Below are 2418 nucleotides of genomic sequence, written 5' to 3' on the forward strand. Positions count from 1 at the left end.
ACGTGCCGGTCGCGCTCGGGCCGCCACGTGCGCAGCATCGTCGTGCCGGCGCGGGCCGTGGCTCTCCAGTCGATCGAGCGCACGTCGTCGCCGCGCACGTACTCCCGCAGCGAATCGAACTCGGTGCCCTGGCCGCGCACCTGCACGCTCGTGTTGCCGTCGAGTTCGCGCAGCCGGGCGATGCGCGAGGGCAGGTGCCGGCGGGACGCGAACGGGGGGAGCACCCGCACGGCGCCCCGCGCGTCGGTGCGCGCCTGGCGCCCCGCGAAGCCGAGCGGACCGAGGGCGCGGACGACGACGAACGCGGTCGCGAGCTCACCCCGCCGACGCGGGAGCAGGGGCACGTCGAGGCGGCGGCGCTCGCCGGCCGGCACGTCGAGCCGCAGCCGCTCGAGCGGTGCCCCGGCGGTCGGCTGCCAGGCGTCGCGCACGAGCCCCCGCAGTCGCCGCGTGCCGCGGTTGGCGATCCACAGCCCGGTGTCGACCCGCTCGCCCAGGCGCGCCCTCGTGGGCACGTGCCGCTCGATGCGCACGGCGCGCGGGTCGGCTGCGGTCGCGACATCCACCCCCGCCAGTGCGAGGCACAGCACGAGCCAGCCGCCCGCAGCCAGCCACGCGTCGACGCCGGCGGCGGAGAGCAGCACGACGGGCACCACGCCGAGGGCGACGAGGAGGGGCAGGCGACCGGTGACGAACATGGGACGGCGGGCTAGATGGGCACGCGGGTCTGCTGGAGCACCGACGAGAGGATCGCGTCGACCGAGACGCCCTCGATCTCGGCCTCGGGCCGCAGCCGGATGCGGTGCCGCCAGACGGGCACGAGCATCGTCTGAACGTGGTCGGGGGTGATCGCGGGATACCCGCCGAGCCAGGCCCACGCCTTCGCCGCGGCGAGCAGTGCCGTCGACGCGCGAGGGCTCACGCCCAGCTGCACCGAGGGGCTCTGGCGCGTCGCCCGGGCGAGGTCGACGACGTACGCGAGCACGTCGTCGGCGACGGCGACGGATGCCGCGGCCCGCTGCGCCTCGTGGATCTCGGCGATCGACACGACGGGTTCGAGCCCCGCGCTGGCGAGGTCTTGCGGGGAGAAGCCGCCGGCATGACGCCGCAGCACGGCGACCTCCGCGTCACGGCCGGGCACCTCGATGAGCAGCTTCATGAGGAATCGGTCGAGCTGGGCCTCGGGGAGCGAATAGGTGCCCTCGTGCTCGATCGGGTTCTGGGTCGCGGCGACCACGAAGGGATCGGGCAACGCCCGGGTGACCCCGTCGGCCGAGACCTGGCGCTCTTCCATGGCCTCGAGCAGCGCGGCCTGCGTCTTGGGGGGTGTGCGGTTGATCTCGTCGGCGAGCAGGACGTGGGTGAACACCGGACCCTCGCGGAACTCGAACTCGCCGCTGCGCGCGTCGTAGATGAGCGAGCCCGACACGTCGCCCGGCATCAGGTCGGGAGTGAACTGGATGCGCTTCGTGTCGAGGCCCAGCGCGAGGCTGAACGAGCGCACGAGGAGCGTCTTCGCGACGCCGGGAACGCCCTCGAGCAGCACGTGGCCGCGCGCGAGCAGGCCGATCAGCAGGCCGGTGACGGCCCCGTCCTGGCCGATCACGGCCTTGCCGACCTCGATGCGAACGCGGTTCATGGCGTCTCGCAGCGCGTCGTCGGGGCGCGTCGGGGTGGGCGGAATCACGGCGTCGGTCACGGGGCGTTCCTTTCGGTGCGGACGGCGGCACGAACCGCCGCCTCGAGGTCGCGGAGCCGGTCGCTCAGCGCGACGAGTTCGGCGTCGGTGCGGGGGAGGGAGTCGATCAGGATGCCGCGCACGGCCGGCCGCGGCGCGCCGATGCGATCGGCCGCCGCGTCGGAGACGTCGGCGGCGCTCGCGGCCGGGCCGAGGCCCAGGTCGCGGGCCAGGCGGCCGATCGTGCCGATGCGCAGCGCATCGGCCGCGTGCAGGGCGTCGCGCGAGCGCGCGTAGAGGCGCGCGCGGCCCTCCATCGTCTCGGAGGCGCGCACCATGACCGGCAGGTTCTCGGCGACGAGGGGCCCGAACCGTCGGCCGCGCCACACCGCCGCGGCGACGGCCGCGGCGATCAGCAGCACGATCGCGGGCGTCACCCACGGCGGCGTCAGCACGCCGAGAGAGGGCGATGTGTCTTCGAGGTCGCTGTCGGCGAGCGTGGGGACGTACCAGACGACGACCGGGTGCCGGCCCATCAGCCCGATCGCGAGGGCGGCGTTGCCGTTCTCGGCGAGGTGCTCATTGGTGAAGAGCCCGCCGGCGTCGATGAGGGCGATGCGGGAGGTCGGCGAGCGCTCGCCGACGAGGAGGCCGTAGCCGCCGTCGGCGGGATAGCACGCGGCATCCGCGTTTCCCGATGTGAAGAGCAGACCCGGGATGACGGGGCCCGCCCGCTTCGC

Annotated in this window: 2 protein-coding genes and 1 pseudogene; all 3 read right to left on the minus strand. The window is 74.6% G+C overall.

What is annotated here, in order from left to right; all coding sequences use genetic code 11:
- On the minus strand, positions 1 to 698 hold a 698-nt coding region (locus tag VNT50_RS12195; protein WP_325485388.1), incomplete at its 3' end, for a DUF58 domain-containing protein.
- 11 nt (positions 699 to 709) lie between these two features.
- A complete protein-coding gene (locus tag VNT50_RS12200; protein ID WP_325485389.1) occupies positions 710 to 1639 on the minus strand; it encodes an AAA family ATPase in 930 nt (309 codons plus the stop codon).
- A gap of 56 nt (positions 1640 to 1695) precedes the next feature.
- Positions 1696 to 2418: pseudogene (locus tag VNT50_RS12205) on the minus strand (DUF4350 domain-containing protein); the annotation flags it as partial.

It is taken from the genome of Microbacterium sp. (assembly GCF_035554235.1).
Classification (GTDB): domain Bacteria; phylum Actinomycetota; class Actinomycetes; order Actinomycetales; family Microbacteriaceae; genus Microbacterium.

Bases quoted from the DNA above. Each gene is read 5' to 3' on its own strand.
- VNT50_RS12200 (WP_325485389.1), bottom strand. From the start codon at position 1,639: ATGAACCGCGTTCGCATCGAGGTCGGCAAGGCCGTGATCGGCCAGGAC.